The following is a 16,310-nucleotide window of genomic DNA, read 5'->3' as shown; positions in this document are numbered from 1 at the left end:
ACGGGGCGGGGCGCCGGCACGGCACCCCGCTCCACGCGTTGACCGTTCTGCGGGCCCGGCACCGGACGGTGCCGGGCCCGCAGGCATGTGTGCGGGCGGTGAGGGACGCGGGTCCCGCCTCGGCCGGAACGGTCAGGAATCAAGAAGCGCGCCCGGTGGGTGGCGCATAGCTTCGTCACATGGCTTCCATCAACTCCGTCATCCTCGAAGCGGCCGACCCCGACGCTGCCGACCGCTTCTACCGCACCGCCTTCGGCCTGGACAGCCGGGTACGCGTGCGGGCGGGCGAGTCACCGACGACCGGCTTCCGCGGGTTCACGCTCTCGCTCACGGCGTCCCAGCCCGCCGACGTCGACGCCCTCGTCGGCGCCGCCCTCGACGCCGGTGCCACACCGGTCAAGCCCGCCAAGAAGTCGTTCTGGGGCTACGGGGGTGTCGTACGGGCCCCCGACGGCGCGCTCTGGAAGATCGCGACCGCGGCGAAGAAGAACACGGGTCCGGCCACCCGGCGGACCGACCGGTTCGTGCTCCTGCTGGGCGTCGAGGACGTGCTCGCGACCAAGCAGTTCTACACCGGGCGCGGGCTCGTCGTGGGGAAGAGCTTCGGCCGCAAGTACGTCGAGTTCGCGACGCCGCCCAACTCCGTCAAGCTGGCGCTCTACGGCCGCCGCGCGCTCGCCAAGGACGCGGGCGTCGACCCCGACGGCACCGGATCGCACCGACTCGTCATCGGTGCCGACGCCGAGCCCTTCACCGACCCGGACGGATTCGCCTGGGAGAGGGCCGCGCAGTGACACCGGCCCGCTGACGGCCGACCGCGCCGCCCGCCGTACGGACTGCCCGTCGTCCGGACTGCCTCTCGTACGGGCCACCCGCCGTACCGGCTGCCCGCCGGGCTGCCTCTCGTACGGGCCACCCGCCGTACCGGCTGCCCGCCGGGCTGCCTCTCGTGCGGGCCGCCCGCCGTACGGTCGACCTGATCGATACGACTGGGCAAGCCCCGCCCCGCGTGGCACGATCGCGCAGGTGAGCAGCAGACCCGTCACCGCGCAGCGCCTGAGCGACCTCGCGCGGCTGCGCCGCGTCCGCGACCGGATCGACCGGGAGTACGCGCAGCCGCTGGACGTCGAAGCCCTCGCCCGGGGTGCGCACATGTCGGCCGGCCACCTCAGCCGCGAGTTCCGCCAGGCCTACGGCGAGTCGCCGTACAGCTACCTCATGACCCGCCGTGTCGAGCGGGCGATGGCGTTGCTCCGCCGGGGCGACCTCAGCGTCACCGAGGTCTGCTTCACGGTCGGCTGCTCGTCCCTGGGGACGTTCAGTACCCGGTTCACCGAGCTGGTCGGCATGCCGCCCAGCACCTACCGGCGGCTGGCGGCGCAGGCGACCGAGGGGCTGCCGTCCTGTGTGGCGAAGCAGGTGACCAGACCGGTCAGGAATCGAGAAGCACGCCCCGGCCGGCCGGAATAGCGTGTCCGCCATGGACATCACCATTCACACGAGCGTTCTTCCGCACGACGACCCCGAGGCCGCCCTCGCGTTCTACCGTGACACCCTCGGCTTCGAGGTCCGCAGCGACGTCGGGTCCGGCGCGATGCGCTGGATCACGGTCGGCCCCGCCGGCCGGCCCGAGACCTCCCTCCTCCTCGCGCCCCCCGGCGCCGATCCCGGGATCACCGACGACGAGCGCCGCACCGTCACCGAGATGATGGCCAAGGGAACCTACGGCTGGATCCTGCTGGCCACCAAGGACCTCGACGCCACGTTCGAGCGGGTGCAGGCGGGCGACGCCGAGGTGATCCAGGAGCCGACCGAGCAGCCGTACGGCGTGCGCGACTGCGCCTTCCGCGATCCCGCGGGCAACCAGATCCGCATCCAGGAACTGCGCTGAGCCCTCCACCGCGGGGGTGACCGGCGCCCGGGGCGGGAGTGGCCGCACGGCGTATGCCCCGGGTTTCGGCCACATGCCTTCGGCACGCTGCGTGCGGCTCCTCCGCCCCGTGATCACTCTTCTCCTCAGCACCTAGTCGAGGCAGCCGAACCCGGCACCGTGCCCCGGCGAAACGGGTCAGCTACCCGGTGACCGGCGGCCGGGGTCCCCGTCCGCGAGCCGGGCGCAGGTGTTCCGCGATCTCGGCGGCTGACCGGAACCGCCGCCCCGGACGCGTCGCCCCGGACGGAGACGCCCGGTGCCGCGCCGTGACTGACGGGCAGGGTACGGGTGACCCCGTCGCGGCCGCGGTCGATGGGAAGACGGGGGGCTGCCGTCGTGGGCCGGCCCCTTCTGTCAGACAGCCGCAGCAGGACGTGGGCTCCCGTGGAAGACCTGGCTGGTGTGCCAGGAACGATGGGCGGCGGCGACGGCCCGGACCCCCGGCTGGGGGCCGATCACCGGACGGCCGGCGAGCACGATCACGTGCTCGCGGGCGGCGGCGCTGCGGCCGACGAAGTTCCGGGACACCAGGATGCGGTGGCTGTCGCCACGGCCGTCGCCGAGGTTTCCACCAAGGCCCTCGCCGGGGTCCTCACCACGGCCCTCGCCGAGACCGAGTACGCCTTTGTCGAACAGCTTGTGGTGAAGCGAGCACAGACACAGCCCGTTCTCGACGTCGTCCGGTCCGCCGAACGCCCACCAGCGCACATGAGCCGCCTCGAGTCCGACCGGCACCGCGCCGATCCTGCCGTCGTACCCGCAGAAAGCACACCGGTACTCGTAGGCAGTCAGGACCACCTCCCGCATCCGTCGGTCCCGCCGCCTGCGCGCAGCCGAGAGCGGTCCGGTCTCGGCCTCCTCCAGCCCCAGGCCGACGGCTTCGCACAGCTCGCTGTGAAGGGACGGCGGGAAGTTCAGATCGAGCAGTACCCGAGCCATCCGGCCGAGCAGGGACGGCTCCCGCCGCAGCGCCGCCCGCAGTTCGGGCGTCAGCCGCCCGGCGGCGCCGCTCGCGCGCAGTTCCCTCACCCCGGTCCCGGGGCTGCCCGGCCCGCGCTCGGTGCGTACCTCCCACACGCCGTCACTCACCAAGTGGTGGAAGGGATAGGCGGGTGTGCTCCGGTTACCGGGGCCGTACTCGGCGAGCAGACCCTGCAGATCCCTCTCCACGGCGCTGTACAGCAGCTCGTCATCGGCGTCCCGCTGGAACCGGCTCAGCGCGTACAGGAACAGCAACGGCTTGTGCGGCGCCCGCGTCCCGCTTCTCGTCCACTGCCTCAACTGCGCAGTGCGCTCGACCCAGTCCATGGCGGGCGATCGTAGCGGCGGCATCTGACTGCTGTCCCGACGATTCCGGCGGGCGCGCTCCCCTGCGGCACCTCACCGAAGCTCGGCCGTTCGGCAGCAGTCGCGGGCGTCTGGACCTGTGGCGGAGCCGGCGTTTACAGGCTCGATGAACTGTGGTGAACACCTGCGAATGAGACCGGAACCGAGACCAGGCGATCGTTCATTTACCGGACACCGGGCCGTACCACTGCATGGCCTGACCGGTGATTGCGGCGATACATTCGAAGTCGTGGTCGCGGTGCAGGAGGGTCAGCCCCTGGAGTTCCGCTGTGGCGGCGACGACGAGGTCGACAGCTCCTGCACTGCGGTGCCGACCGCGTTGGGTCAGCAGCTCCTGAACCCGCCAGGCGCGGTCGTACGCGCGGTCATCGACGGGCACCCAGCCGAACAGCAGCCGCATGTCCTCGATGCCGCGCGCACGGTCGGCGGCGGAGCGGGCGCTGTAGAAGAACTCCAGCTCGGTAACGGGGCAGGTCGCGATGAGCCCTGCTGTGGCGGCCTGATCCCATCCGTACGGGTCGGCGTCGTCGCGGAAGAATCGGATTCGAACTCGTGAGGGGTTCCCCCAACACGCTTTCCACATGTTCGTCCGAGATTCCGGAGGTGGTCGTGGGTGTGCTGACCAGCCGTGGAGAGGGCTGTCCAGCGGCGTCCGGACACAGCTGAACCCGAGCGAATGAGACCAGAACTGAGACCACGAGGTGACGGGTGGACGGCCCGCGTCGTTCGGTGGGTGCTGCATCCCAGTCAGATTCCTACTTGTTTGATAACGTTGGGCCCCATGAGCGACTTTCCTTACAGCGTCGGCGAAGGGCCAGCCACCAGGGTCAGTCTCTCCCTCCCTGAGGGGACGGCGGAGGCGATCCGCCGACGGGTCGGCAAGCGTGAGTTCTCCGCGTTCATCACCGAAGCGGTGGAGCGCGAGCTGCGCGGTCAGATCTTGGATGAGTACCTGGCCGATTACGAACGCCGCCAGGGGGCGATCTCCGAGGAGGAGCAGGAGCGGGCACGCCGGGTCTTCGACGAGGTGTTCGCGGAGGAGGGGCAGTGGCCCGCCGCAAGCTGAGCCACGAAGGCACCCTCGTTCTCGACTGCGAGGGCCTGTCGAAGTTCGTCAGTGATCACGAGCCCGTCGTCGCCCTCATCGCCGAAGCCCGCAAGCGGGGCATGGAGGTGGTCATCAGCGCACTCACCATCATCGAAGCGGTGCATCGCCGGACCGACAAGGCACGACTTGCCTGGGTCCTGTCCGGCGTGCGGATCGTGCACATCGGCGACGAGGAGGCCAGGGCCGCCTCAGCCATGCTGATCAACGCCGGGCTGCATGGTCACAAATACGCCATCGACGCTGCCGTGGCCGAGATGGCGCTGCGGCAGCGCCGCCCGGTCGTCATGCTCACCTCGGACATCGACGACATGACGAAGCTCTGCGGCGACAGAGTGCGCCTCGTCGCCGTGTAGTCGACGCCCAAGACCCGAAGGCCGGGGACGGACGGTCGACCCATACGTCCTTGTCCAAGCGCGGCAGGGTCGGTGGCATCCAGGGCCGTGAACGGCTGGTGGCGGACGGCTGGTCTTCACGGTGCCGTGAATCGCAGCAGCCGAGTTTGGCCTCATCCGGTGCAAAGCGGGCAGGGGCGAATTCCGTGGCGGACCGAAGCCCGAGCCACTCCAGCATGGCGTGGTGTTCCGCTGGCCTGATGGCACGAGGAGAGCCGCTTCAGGGCGTCTCGGGCCGGGGTCGGGGCGTACTCGATGCGTGACCTCTGATCACCGGCAGAGGGGGCGTTCGCCGCATGGCTGAAATGTATTGAATGTCGGAAATGAATGAGACCAAAACTGAGACCACAACGTCGAAGGGCCCCACCGCGAGCGGTGGGGCCCTTCGACGTATTGCCCGGTGAGAGCAATGGCGGAGGATACGAGATTCGAACTCGTGAGGGGTTGCCCCCAACACGCTTTCCAAGCGTGCGCCCTAGGCCACTAGGCGAATCCTCCGCCGCAAACAATACAAGACGTTGGAGGGTGCTCGCGAACACGTTCCCCGGAGATCGTTCCGGAGGGCTCCGCCGGCCGACTCCGGCGGGGAGCGGGTGGACGGCGGGGGGCGGGGATCGGTTAAGGTGGGCGTCAGCCCCTCACGTGGCGCTATCTGACTGAACTCCCCCAGGGCCGGAAGGCAGCAAGGGTAGGTCGGCTCTGGCGGGTGCGTGGGGGGCCCTTGCGTGCCCGGGGTGCGGGCCTCGTCGGGCATCACATCCAGGGCGGGGCCGGTTGTCGGTCCGCCCCGATAACCTCGTAGATGTGTCGTCCCTTGCGCTGTACCGCCGCTATCGCCCCGAGTCCTTCGCCGAGGTCATCGGTCAGGAGCATGTCACTGATCCGTTGCAGCAGGCCCTGAGGAACAACCGGGTCAATCACGCGTACCTGTTCAGCGGGCCGCGTGGCTGCGGGAAGACCACCAGTGCGCGCATCCTGGCCCGCTGTCTGAACTGCGAGCAGGGTCCGACACCCACCCCGTGCGGGGAGTGCCAGTCCTGCCGGGACCTCGCGCGCAACGGGCCGGGTTCGATCGACGTCATCGAGATCGACGCCGCTTCCCACGGTGGTGTGGACGACGCCCGTGACCTGCGGGAGAAGGCGTTCTTCGGCCCCGCCTCGAGCCGGTACAAGATCTACATCATCGACGAGGCGCACATGGTCACCCCGGCCGGGTTCAACGCCCTGCTGAAGGTGGTCGAGGAGCCGCCGGAGCATCTCAAGTTCATCTTCGCGACCACGGAGCCCGAGAAGGTCATCGGCACGATCCGGTCGCGTACGCACCACTACCCCTTCCGGCTGGTTCCGCCCGGGACGCTGCGGGGCTACCTCGCGGAGGTGTGCGGCAAGGAGAACAGCTTCGTCGAGGACGGGGTGCTGCCGCTCGTCGTGCGCGCCGGGGCCGGGTCCGTGCGTGACTCCATGTCCGTCATGGACCAGTTGCTGGCCGGGGCGGGCGACGAGGGTGTGACATACGCCATGGCGACCTCGCTCCTCGGATATACGGACGGCTCCCTGCTCGACTCCATCGTGGACGCCTTCGCGGCGGGCGACGGGGCTGCGGCCTTCGAGGTCGTGGACCGGGTGATCGAGGGCGGGAACGACCCGCGGCGCTTCGTCGCCGACCTGCTGGAGCGCCTGCGCGACCTGGTGATTCTGGCCGCGGTGCCCGACGCCGGGGACAAGGGACTCATCGACGCCCCCGCCGACGTGGTCCAGCGGATGCAGGACCAGGCGGCCGTCTTCGGTGCCGCGGAGCTGAGCAGGGCCGCCGACCTGGTCAACGAGGGACTCACGGAGATGCGCGGGGCGACCTCCCCGCGGCTCCAGGTGGAGCTGATCTGTGCCCGGGTGCTGCTGCCCGCCGCCTTCGACGACGAGCGTTCGCTGCAGGCCCGGCTGGACCGCCTGGAGCGCGGGGCGTCCTTCGCCGCCGCGGGGGCAGGGCCCGCCATGGGGTACGTACCGGGGCCCGAAGCCCATGCGGCCGACGCAGGGCTGCCCGGCGGCGGTCCCGCCGCTGCGCGCGCGGCCGTGCGCGGCGAGGCGCCCGTCGGCGCCCCGGCCGGCCTGCCGCGTGACGTGCCCCCTGCCCCCGAGGCGGCGCCGGCCCAGCAGCCCGTGCAGCAGCCGCGCACGGAAGCAGCGCCCGCCCCGCAGGCCCACGGCCAGCCGTCTCCGGCCGGTGCCCCGGCCGGAGGCCAGCGACCCGGGGCCTGGCCCGCGGCGGCGGGGCCGGGCGGTGGCACGAACGGCCCGGAGGCTGCCCGCCGGCCCGGTGGATGGCCGACCGCCTCCGCGCCGGGCCGTACGCCGCCCGCACCCCCGCAGGCGGCCACGCCGGCCGCCCCCGCTCCGGCCCCGGCCGCCCCCCAGGCGCCCGCGGCGGGCGGGCAGGACATGGCGCAGGGCGCGGCACAGGTCCGCGCCATGTGGCCGGACATCCTGGAGGCCGTCAAGAACCGCCGCCGGTTCACCTGGATCCTTCTCAGTCAGAACGCCCAGGTCACCGGATTCGACGGCACCACACTGCAGCTCGGGTTCCTGAACGCCGGCGCCCGCGACACCTTCTCCAGCAGTGGCAGCGAGGAGGTGCTCAAGCAGGCCCTCGCCGAGCAGTTCAACGCCACGTGGCGGGTCGACGCGGTCGTCGATCCGTCGGGTGGCGGCGGCCTGCCCCCGCAGACCGGTGGCGGTGGTGGAGGGGGCCGGCCCCCGGCCTCCGCTCCGTACCAGCCCGCGCCCGCTCCGCAGGCCGCGCCGTACGAACCGTCCCGGCCCGCCCCCGCGCAGCAGCAGTCACCGGCCCAGCAGCAGCCGCCTTCCCAGCAGCCGGGACGGCCCGAGCAGCAGGCCCAGGAACGGCAGGGCTACGAACGGCAGGGCTACGAACGGCAGGGCTACGAACGGTCCGCCGCCGAGCCTCCGCGTGCGGTCGCGCCTGAGGACGACACCGCGGAGGCGGACGATCCGGACCTGGTGGACTCCGCCCTCTCCGGTCACGACCTGATCGTCCGCGAGCTGGGGGCCACGGTGGTCGAGGAGTTCACGAACGAGTAGGGGAGGGGCGCCAGGTTCCCGTCACGGAGCCTCGCCCGAAGGACCCCCGCCCCCGCCACGGAGTGCCCCCGGTGATGCCCTCGACCCGCCGTCTGTGGATCCTGGCCCGGTAGGCCCCCGATCCCGGTCCACGGAGTGCCCCCGGTGAGGCCGTGGACCTCCCCTCCGCGGATCGTCGCCCGGCAGGCCCCCGCTCCCCGTCCACGGAGTGCCCCCGGTGAGGCCCTCGACCTCCCGTCCGTGGATCCTGGCCCGGTAGGACTCCCGGGTCGGGTCCACGGGGCCTCGCCCCGAAGAACCCTCCGGCCCCCGTCCCCGGAACCTCGCCCGGTGAGACCCCGGCCCCTCGGTCCCTGTCCACGCGGCAGCGCCCGGTGAGGCCCTCCGTTCCTGTCCACGGAGCGGTGGCCGGCGAGGCCTCCGGCCCCCGGCGGTTAGGCTGCACCCCGTGAAGGTCCTCGTCATCGGCGGCGGCGCCCGCGAACACGCCCTGTGCCGCTCTCTCTCCCTCGACCCCGATGTCACCGCTCTGTACTGCGCCCCCGGCAACGCCGGGATCGCAGAGGTGGCCGAACTGCACCCGGTCGACGCGCTCGACGGTGACGCCGTCGCGCGTCTCGCCAGCGAGCTGGGCGCCGAGCTGGTGGTCGTCGGCCCGGAGGCACCGCTTGTCGCCGGTGTCGCCGACGCCGTGCGCGCGGTCGGCATCCCCTGCTTCGGCCCCTCGCGCGAGGCGGCCCTGCTGGAGGGATCCAAGGCGTTCGCCAAGGACGTCATGGCCGGGGCCAACGTCCCGACCGCCCGTAGCTACGTCTGCACCACGCCCGCCCAGATCGACGAGGCGCTCGACGCCTTCGGCGCCCCCTACGTGGTCAAGGACGACGGTCTGGCGGCCGGCAAGGGTGTCGTCGTCACGGACGACGTCGAGACCGCCCGCGCCCACGCGCTCGCCTGCGACCGGGTGGTCATCGAGGAGTTCCTCGACGGCCCCGAGGTGAGCCTCTTCGCGATCACCGACGGCACCACGGTGGTCCCGCTCCAGCCGGCCCAGGACTTCAAGCGCGCCCTGGACGGCGACGAGGGCCCGAACACCGGCGGTATGGGCGCGTACTCGCCCCTCCCGTGGGCCGACCCCAAGCTGGTCGACGAGGTCATGGAGACCGTCCTCCAGCCGACCGTCGACGAACTCCGCCGCCGGGGCACGCCGTTCTCCGGTCTCCTGTACGCGGGTCTGGCGATCACGTCGCGCGGCGTACGGGTCATCGAGTTCAACGCCCGCTTCGGCGATCCGGAGACCCAGGTGGTCCTGGCCCGTCTGAAGACCCCGCTGGCCGGTGTCCTGCTCGCCTCCGCCAACGGCACCCTGGACGTGCTCCCCCCGCTGCACTGGCGCGAGGACGCCGCGGTCACCGTGGTCGTCGCCTCGCACAACTACCCCGGTACGCCTCGCACGGGAGACCCGATCGAGGGCCTCGCGGACGTGGTCGCGCAGGACGCTCCGCACGCGTTCGTGCTGCACGCGGGGACCCGGCAGGACGGCGACGAGGTCGTCAGCGCCGGCGGTCGTGTCCTGTCCGTCACCGCGACCGGCAAGGACCTCGCACAGGCCCGTGAGCGGGCCTACGCGGCGGTCGGGCGGATCAGGCTCGACGGCTCCCAGTACCGGACCGACATCGCGCGCAAGGCCGCCGAGGAGGCCTGAGCGCCCCCAGGGGTTCCTGACGGTTCCTGCGGCTTCGGTGCCCGGCCCTCTCCGGAGGCGCCGGGCACCGCCATGTCCGGACCACGATCGGCGGAGGCGGCTGTGCACGAACCACCCTCCGGCCGTGGCCGGGCGGTGCCCGACCTCGGTGACCCGGTACTCCGCCCCCTGTCCGGGTGACGGAGAGCCCTTCGCTCCCCGACGTGACCCGTCCGCCGTATCACCGGACGGCCGTACCCCGGCGCGTCAGCAGCTTTGCCCAAAGCCATTCCATCGGGTGACGGCTCAGCCATCCGGATGACGTCCGCCGAGGCCCCAACTAGGGTGCGGCGCAGGCATTCCGGCACTTGGCCCACCGGCATTGCGATGTCGGTGCCCGGTGCCACAGTGGGGGAGTGACCAACACCGTCGCGGGGGCAGAGGGGGTGACGTCCGGCCGTGTCCGGTACCGGTTCGGTTGAGGAGCAGGGTGCGCACGCGGCGCGTGCCCGGGCCCTGGCTCTGCTGCGCATCCGCAGCAGAGCCGTGGCCGTGGCTGTTCTGCCCGCGGCCGTGGCCGTCGTGCTGCTCGTGGCGGGTGCCCAGGGCCGTATCAGCGGCCCGGGGTGGGACGCGGCCCGCTGGGCCGTGGCGGCGTGCGCCGTCGTCGTGCTGCTGGTCGCCGCGGGGGTCGCCCTGACGGTGGCGCGGGCGAGACCCGCGGTCAGCCCCACGGTGCCGCTCACCGAGGAGGCGGCGCCCGATCTCTACCGGCTCGTGCGGGACCTGGCGGACCGGCTCGGCGTACCGGCGCCGTCGGCCGTGGCGCTGACCCCCGACTGCGACAGCTGGCTGGAGGACCGTACGCACCGGGCCGCCCGGCCGGGGGCGAAGGGGGTGGCCGGTGGCAGGGGCGGCCACCGCACGCGTCCCGCACCCGTGCTGGTCATCGGCTCCCCGTTCCTGTGGTGGATGCGGGTCGCCGAACTGCGCGCGGTACTCGCTCCGGTCGTCGCGGGCACCGGCCCGTCCGCCCACCCCGACATAGCCGCCGCCCGCCGTTTCGTACGCGGTCTGGACGCGGCGGTCGCCGACGCCTCCGCATCCGGCGGGCGGTTCGTGCGCCGGATCCCGGCAGCCTTCGTGGGGCGGATCGCCCGGATTCTGCTGCGCGGCTGCCGCGGCCACGCCGCCGAGATGGAGCGCTGCGTCGCCGCCGCCGCCTCTGCGCGCGCGCAGGAGGTGGACTACGGGCTGCGGATCGCCGCCCAGGAGCAGGTCGGCCTCGCCTACGCGGGCTGGGACCGGCTGCTGACCCGCGTGGCGCTGCCCGCCTGGCGGATGGGCCGCTGGCCCTCCGCGCTCGACGTCGGCGTCGTCTCCGCGCTCACGGAACTCTCCCGGCGCGACCGGCTGGCCGAGGGCTTCGCCTCACGCCTGGGGGAGCGCCCCGCCTGCCACCTCATCGAGGAACCGGGCGCGGCCGACGAGGCGGCCTCCCTGCTGGCCGCGCGGCTCTTCCACGGTGGCCCGGCGGCAGCCGGCCCCGGCTGGGCCCCCGTCGACTGGCAGCAGTACCCGGAAGAGATCGTCGGCCTGAAGTGGCGTACCGAGGCCGCCCGTCTCAACCACGTCCTCGACACCATGGGGGTGGCGTCGAGCGTCTCCGTCGGGGCGTCGGGCGCACCGGTGGCGGACGGCCCCGCCGTGCCCACCCTGGCCCGCGTCATCGACCACCTCGCGGGGCCCGGTGCGAGCAGCGAGGAGCTGGCGGCCGCCCTCGGCGCCGCCGTGGCGCGCGACGAGGCCGGCTCCGCCCCGCGGACCACCGCGGACGCCTCGGAGGAACGCCGGGCCGGCAGGTGCAGGACGGGCAGGCGTACGGCCGGCAGGCGCAGGAGCGGCGGGCGCGGGGACGGCAAGCCCGTGGACGCCGGCCGGAAGAATCCCGTCCGGGCGGGCACCCCCGGCCCGGAACCCCGCCGCGCGGACGACACACACGCGGACGACCCGCACGCGGACCGGACGCACGCGGACCGCCTCCAGCCGGACGGCCCCCAGGCCGACCACCCCGGGACCGACCAGCTCCGGGCCGACAGCACCCGGGTGAGCGGCAAGCAGGCAGGCGCGGACGCCGTGGACCCCCTCGACGCCTGGGGCTCCGCCCCCCTCCCCGTCCTCCCGCTCCAGCCGCCCCGCACGGGTACGGAACTCCTCGCCGACCACGTCGTGGCCATGGTCTGCTGCGCCGCCGTCGACACCGCGGGGGCGGTGCCCGGCCTGGACTGGCTGGACGGCCCCGCGCTGCTCGTGGACGGGGGGCGCCGGTCGGATCTCGGCGGACCCGTCCTCAGCCTCGTCGAGGACGGCGATGCGGAGCCGTTGCGCGTCTGGCTCACCTCGGTGGGCGTCCGCCCGGACGAACCCGTACGCCTTATCTGAACGACCGGCCGTTCACTCTGACGCCGAGGCGTGCTCGATTCGGCACCAATGATGCGGAAGAAACGGTTTTGTGCATGCCGATTCGCGACGAACGGTGACGGACCGCATGCGATATGTGATGTGCTGGTGGCCGACGCCGGAATCCGGCGCGTCAGGAAGTCCGGGGGACGAGGGAGGGGCGCAGCATGGGGGCGGAGCAGATCCGGCGATGGGAATCAGGTGCCCTCGCGCACGCCGTGAGCGACCCCTTCGGGCAGGGCCCGCTGCCCTGGCTACGGGGCAGCGAGAACTACTTCGACGACACGGGCCAGGTCGTCCCCTGGTACGCCGACCCCGACCTCGGCCGCGGCGGAGCCGGGGGCGGCACCCGTACTGCGGACGACGTCCACCAGCAGATCAAAGGCTTCGCGTCGCCGGGCGCCGCGGCCCCCGGTGAGGCGATCGACTTCCACATCACCGTGGACCCGCCGCAGCAGTTCTCCGTCGACGTCTACCGCATCGGCCACTACGCGGGCGACGGCGCCGCGAAGATCACCACGAGCCCCCGTCTGTCCGGCATCGTCCAGCCGGCACCGCTCACCGCCGAGCGGACCGTCTCCTGCCACCACTGGTGGCTCTCCTGGCGCCTGCAGATCCCCGGCTACTGGTCGGTCGGCGCGTACGTCGCCGTCCTCACCACCGCCGACGGATACCGCTCGCACATCCCCTTCACGGTTCGCGACGACCACCCGGCGGACCTGCTGCTCCTGCTCCCCGACATCACCTGGCAGGCTTACAACCTCTATCCGGAGGACGGCCGTACCGGCGCAAGCCTCTACCACGCCTGGGACGAGCGGGGGCGGTTGCTGGGCGAGGAGGACGCGGCCGCCACCATCTCCTTCGACCGCCCCTACGCGGGCGCGGGCCTCCCGCTCCACGTCGGCCACGCGTACGACTTCATCCGCTGGGCCGAGCGCTACGGCTACGACCTGGCGTACGCCGACGCCCGGGACCTGCACGCGGGGCGCGTCGATCCCAGCCGCTACCGGGGCCTGGTCTTCCCCGGCCACGACGAGTACTGGTCGCTGCCCATGCGCCGCACCGCCGAGCTCGCCCGGGACACCGGCACGTCGCTCGTCTTCCTCTCCGCGAACACCATGTACTGGCAGGTCGGCCTCTCCCCGTCCGCCCCGGGCGTCCCCGACCGCCTCCTCACCTGCCACAAGCGCCGGGGCCCCGGGAAGTCCGCGCTCTGGCGCGAGGTCGACCGCGCCGAACAGCAGCTCCTCGGCATCCAGTACGCGGGACGGGTCCCCGAGCCCCATCCCCTGGTCGTACGCAACGCCGGTCACTGGCTCTGGGAGGCGACCGGGGCGGCCGAGGGCGACGAGATCGACGGGCTGGTCGCCGGTGAGGCCGACCGGTACTTCCCGCGTACGACGCTGCCCGAGCACGACAACCGCCTCCTGCTCGCCCACTCCCCCTACCAGGACGGCGACGGAGCCACCCGGCACCAGGAGACCTCGCTGTACCGAGCCCCTTCGGGAGCCCTCGTCTTCGCCTCGGGCACCTTCGCGTGGTCCCCGGCCCTGGACCGGCCCGGCCACGTCGACCCCCGTATCCAGCGGGCCACGGCCAACCTGCTCGACCGGATCTGCAAGCGGGACTGAGGGAGCCGGACACCGGCGGCGTCCGCCGCAGGCCACCCCTGGCGGCGCGGACCGGCTCCATGCGGGACAATCGGACCGACTCCTGGATCAACCTACGCGGAGGCAGCGTGTCCGGTTTCGTAGAAAAGCCCGAGCCCGTGCAGGTGCCGGGGCTCACCCACCTGCACACCGGCAAGGTGCGCGACCTGTACCGGAACGAGGCGGGTGACCTGGTCATGGTCGCCAGTGACCGTATCTCCGCGTACGACTGGGTCCTGCCCACCGAGATCCCGGACAAGGGCAGGGTCCTCACCCAGCTGTCGCTGTGGTGGTTCGACCAGCTCGCCGATCTCGTCCCGAACCACGTCCTGTCCACGGAGCTCCCCGCCGGGGCCCCCGCCGACTGGGCCGGGCGGACCCTCGTCTGCCGCTCCCTGCGCATGGTCCCCGTCGAGTGCGTGGCGCGCGGTTACCTGACCGGTTCGGGCCTCGCCGAGTACGAGGCGACGCGCACGGTCTGCGGTCTCGGCCTTCCGGAGGGCCTGGTCGACGGGTCCGAACTCCCGGGGCCGATCTTCACCCCGGCGACCAAGGCCGCCGTCGGCGACCACGACGAGAACGTCTCGTACGAGGAGGTCGCCCGCGAGGTCGGCCCCGAGACCGCTGCGGCGCTGCGGCAGACCACACTCGCCGTCTACGGCCGGGCCCGCGACATCGCCCGCGAGCGCGGCATCATCCTCGCCGACACGAAGTTCGAGTTCGGCTTCGCGCCCACCGCGGACGGCGGTGAGGAGCTGATCATCGCGGACGAGGTGCTGACCCCGGACTCGTCGCGCTTCTGGCCTGCCGAGACCTGGGAGCCGGGCAGGCCGCAGCCCTCGTACGACAAGCAGTTCGTGCGGGACTGGCTGACCTCGGCGGCCTCCGGCTGGGACCGGCACGGCGAGCAGCCGCCGCCCGCGCTGCCGCAGGAGATCGTGGACGCGACCCGGGCCAAGTACCTGGACGCCTACGCCCACCTGACGGGCATCAGCTGGTCGGCCGCACCGCAGAGGTGACAGCAGGAAGGCCCCGGTCGTGATGACCGGGGCCTTCCTGTACGGAGCGAACGACGAGGTTCGAACTCGCGACCTCAACCTTGGCAAGGTTGCGCTCTACCAGCTGAGCTACGTTCGCATGCGCCGTGGCGCGGTGCCTACTATACCCAACCTCGCTCCCGCGTGAGACGCACCGCAGCACGGAGCTTCTCCGTACCCGGGTGGGGGACGGCTCACGACGGGTGGGTGCGTACCGTCCGCGGCGGGAGCGAGGCCCGCTCCGCGATCTCCGCGACGGGCACGTCCTCCCCCGCCCACGCCCGTTCCCCGGCCTGCCGCGGCGAGGGGAGGGGAGGGGCTTCGGGGCGGATCGCTTCGGCGTCCAACTCCGGCCCCGCACCGCGGTTTCCGCGTACGACGCCCTGGCGGTTCCGGCCGGCCGCCGGCTGTCTTCGATACGAACGCCCGGGCGCCGCCGGCGCCTCAGGCGCAGAGCCGCGCTGTGAAGGTCGCCACACTCGAGGGGCGGGGCAGCCCCGACGTCGTGGTGCGGCTCATGCCGCACCACGTCCGGGCCGCTGGTGGGGAAGCACGTCAAAGGCCCCGGTCGGATATCCGACCGGGGCCTTTGGAACAAGAGCGGACGACCAGGTTCGAACTGGCGACCTCAACCTTGGCAAGGTTGCGCTCTACCAACTGAGCTACGTCCGCATTGCTACCACTCGGCTTTCACCGGTGGCGCGTTCACCACTCTACCTGATCCACGAAGTGATCCGGTAAGGCAGTGCAGAGCGGGTGACAGGAATTGCACACTGCGCCTTCCCCCTGGAAGGGGGATGTTCTACTACTGAACTACACCCGCACGCTGCGTGGGGCCCGGCTTTTCGGCCTTGCCCTTCGGCGTGCTCCAGACTCTAGCCGACCTGCAGGGGTGTTGTGCAAGTCGGCTCTCCGGCGGCGGCGTTCCGGCACCGTCCGAGGTCGTACCGGAACGGCGCATACCGGGCGTAGCCCTCAACTGGCGGCGTGGAACGCCTCGTAGACCTTCTTGGGGATCCGGCCGCGGGCCGGCACCTCCATGCGGTGCGAGCGGGCCCAGGCGCGCACGGCCGCGGGGTCGGGTGCGACCGAGGTGTGGTGGTACGCCACGGGGGCCCTGCCGTGTCTGCCGGCGGCGGTCTGCTTCCGGCCGGCCGCCATGTAGGGCGCGAGGGCCTTGCGCAGTTTCTTTGCATTGGCGGGATTGAGGTCGATCTCGTACCACTTCCCGTCCAGGGCGAAGGTGACCGTTTCCGCCGCTTCTCCCCCGTCGATGTCGTCGGAGAGCGAAACCACTACGCGCTGAGCCACGGATATCGGTCCTTTCCTACGGCACCGTCGCGTCCGGGATGCGACCGGCCTTCCGGCCGCTGAGGATGCGGATCGACTGGTGTCGTCTGTTTTCGGGGCAATCCTGCTTTCCCCGCTAATCATTTGTACAGCGGCGGGAGCCGCATTGTGAAGCCCGGCCAATTGCATCCGCGTGTCCGGGTGCAATCGGGGTGAAGATTTTTTTCCAGGTCTTTTCCTTCGTGGTGTGGCTGTCGATATCTCGGCGTGATCGTGGTACTCGGATATCTACCCGCGTAGAATTTCTGGCCAGG

The 16,310-nt window shown here is 72.0% G+C and carries 13 protein-coding genes, 4 tRNA genes and 1 other RNA gene; 11 read left to right on the top strand and 7 right to left on the bottom strand.

The features are described 5' to 3' along the window. Nucleotides 1-179: 179 nt before the first annotated feature. The 3 genes from BA175_RS13420 (at nt 180) to BA175_RS13410 (ending at nt 1,891) form a co-directional block, all read left to right on the top strand. Entirely contained in the window at nt 180-794 is a 615-nt protein-coding gene (locus BA175_RS13420; RefSeq protein WP_069171505.1) for a VOC family protein, read from the top strand. A gap of 232 nt (nt 795-1,026) precedes the next feature. Then, nucleotides 1,027-1,470, top strand: coding sequence for a helix-turn-helix transcriptional regulator (locus BA175_RS13415; protein WP_069171504.1), 444 nt, complete (start codon nt 1,027-1,029; stop codon nt 1,468-1,470). 10 nt (nt 1,471-1,480) lie between these two features. After that, nucleotides 1,481-1,891: a VOC family protein gene (locus BA175_RS13410; RefSeq protein ID WP_069172097.1), complete on the top strand. Its 411-nt coding sequence runs from the start codon at nt 1,481-1,483 to the stop codon at nt 1,889-1,891. A gap of 396 nt (nt 1,892-2,287) precedes the next feature. On the opposite strand, the gene BA175_RS13405 is transcribed toward BA175_RS13410, so the two are convergent. After that, nucleotides 2,288-3,241 carry a phosphorothioated DNA-binding restriction endonuclease gene (locus BA175_RS13405; protein ID WP_069171503.1) on the bottom strand — a complete coding sequence of 318 codons (954 nt, stop codon included), beginning with the start codon at nt 3,239-3,241 and terminating at the stop codon, nt 2,288-2,290. Nucleotides 3,242-3,440: 199 nt separating this feature from the next. Then, a complete protein-coding gene (locus BA175_RS13400) occupies nt 3,441-3,863 on the bottom strand; it encodes a PIN domain nuclease (RefSeq protein ID WP_069171502.1) in 423 nt (140 codons plus the stop codon). A gap of 198 nt (nt 3,864-4,061) precedes the next feature. Between BA175_RS13400 and BA175_RS13395 the strand changes: the two genes are divergently transcribed. Both BA175_RS13395 and BA175_RS13390 read left to right on the top strand, forming a co-directional pair. Beyond that, on the top strand, nt 4,062-4,346 hold the full coding sequence (locus tag BA175_RS13395) for a hypothetical protein (protein WP_069171501.1): 285 nt from the start codon (nt 4,062-4,064) through the stop codon (nt 4,344-4,346). Further along, nucleotides 4,328-4,741 carry a DNA-binding protein gene (locus BA175_RS13390; protein WP_069171500.1) on the top strand — a complete coding sequence of 138 codons (414 nt, stop codon included), beginning with the start codon at nt 4,328-4,330 and terminating at the stop codon, nt 4,739-4,741. The genes BA175_RS13395 and BA175_RS13390 overlap by 19 nt, the downstream gene beginning before the upstream one ends. A 449-nt stretch (nt 4,742-5,190) precedes the next feature. Here BA175_RS13390 and BA175_RS13385 read toward each other — a convergent pair. Next, nucleotides 5,191-5,278 (bottom strand) — tRNA-Ser (locus tag BA175_RS13385). 132 nt (nt 5,279-5,410) lie between these two features. On the opposite strand from BA175_RS13385, the gene ffs reads away from it, so the two are divergent. The 6 genes from ffs (at nt 5,411) to BA175_RS13355 (ending at nt 14,688) form a co-directional block, all read left to right on the top strand. Next, nucleotides 5,411-5,505: signal recognition particle sRNA small type (gene ffs, locus BA175_RS13380), an RNA gene on the top strand. 79 nt (nt 5,506-5,584) lie between these two features. Then, the gene (locus tag BA175_RS13375; protein WP_069171499.1) at nt 5,585-7,879 is read left to right on the top strand and encodes a DNA polymerase III subunit gamma and tau; all 2,295 of its coding nucleotides are present in this window, start codon (nt 5,585-5,587) and stop codon (nt 7,877-7,879) included. Nucleotides 7,880-8,327: 448 nt separating this feature from the next. Beyond that, complete coding sequence (purD, locus tag BA175_RS13370; protein ID WP_069171498.1) at nt 8,328-9,581, top strand: phosphoribosylamine--glycine ligase; 1,254 nt, start codon at nt 8,328-8,330, stop codon at nt 9,579-9,581. Nucleotides 9,582-10,019: 438 nt separating this feature from the next. Then, entirely contained in the window at nt 10,020-12,002 is a 1,983-nt protein-coding gene (locus BA175_RS13365) for a hypothetical protein (RefSeq protein WP_107407560.1), read from the top strand. 185 nt (nt 12,003-12,187) lie between these two features. Beyond that, the gene (locus BA175_RS13360) at nt 12,188-13,651 is read left to right on the top strand and encodes a N,N-dimethylformamidase beta subunit family domain-containing protein (protein ID WP_069171497.1); all 1,464 of its coding nucleotides are present in this window, start codon (nt 12,188-12,190) and stop codon (nt 13,649-13,651) included. 107 nt (nt 13,652-13,758) lie between these two features. Continuing rightward, nucleotides 13,759-14,688, top strand: coding sequence for a phosphoribosylaminoimidazolesuccinocarboxamide synthase (locus BA175_RS13355; RefSeq protein ID WP_069172096.1), 930 nt, complete (start codon nt 13,759-13,761; stop codon nt 14,686-14,688). Nucleotides 14,689-14,733: 45 nt separating this feature from the next. Here the strand turns inward: BA175_RS13355 and BA175_RS13350 are convergent. From BA175_RS13350 to BA175_RS13335, 4 genes are all read right to left on the bottom strand, one after another. Next, nucleotides 14,734-14,806: transfer RNA gene (locus BA175_RS13350), tRNA-Gly, on the bottom strand. Between the two features lie 499 nt (nt 14,807-15,305). After that, nucleotides 15,306-15,378 (bottom strand) — tRNA-Gly (locus BA175_RS13345). Between the two features lie 79 nt (nt 15,379-15,457). Next, a tRNA-Gly gene (locus BA175_RS13340) sits at nt 15,458-15,529 on the bottom strand. 152 nt (nt 15,530-15,681) lie between these two features. After that, the gene (locus BA175_RS13335; protein ID WP_069171496.1) at nt 15,682-16,017 is read right to left on the bottom strand and encodes a histone-like nucleoid-structuring protein Lsr2; all 336 of its coding nucleotides are present in this window, start codon (nt 16,015-16,017) and stop codon (nt 15,682-15,684) included. Nucleotides 16,018-16,310: the final 293 nt, after the last annotated feature.

This window comes from Streptomyces griseus (assembly GCF_001715295.1).
GTDB lineage: Bacteria > Actinomycetota > Actinomycetes > Streptomycetales > Streptomycetaceae > Streptomyces > Streptomyces griseus_G.
Note: the sequence above shows the minus strand (reverse complement) of the source record. Positions and strands in the feature narration are given on the sequence as shown.